At 38.0% G+C, this 237-nt stretch carries 1 protein-coding gene; it reads right to left on the bottom strand.

All coding sequences use genetic code 11. From position 1 onward, the window contains the following. On the bottom strand, nucleotides 1-237 hold a 237-nt coding region (locus A0739_RS09745), incomplete at both ends, for an Ltp family lipoprotein (protein WP_196755727.1).

The following is a 237-nucleotide window of genomic DNA, read 5'->3' as shown; positions in this document are numbered from 1 at the left end:
AACGACCACCATCTACCCATTTACCCCTTACCATTTTGCCTTCAGAATTAACATAGTAACGGCCACCATCTACCCATTCATTCTTGGCCACCTTTCCATCTGATTTATAATAATAGTCTCCTACCCATTTATTGCGGGCAGTGCTTCCTTCTGGTGTTAAATCTAGTTTTTGAATGGCATAGTCTGCTTCTTCTTTTGTAAATTTTTTAAAATAAGGAGAAGTTAGCCTCTCATAAA

Source organism: Streptococcus oralis (assembly GCF_001588645.1).
GTDB lineage: Bacteria > Bacillota > Bacilli > Lactobacillales > Streptococcaceae > Streptococcus > Streptococcus oralis_AB.
Note: the sequence above shows the minus strand (reverse complement) of the source record. Positions and strands in the feature narration are given on the sequence as shown.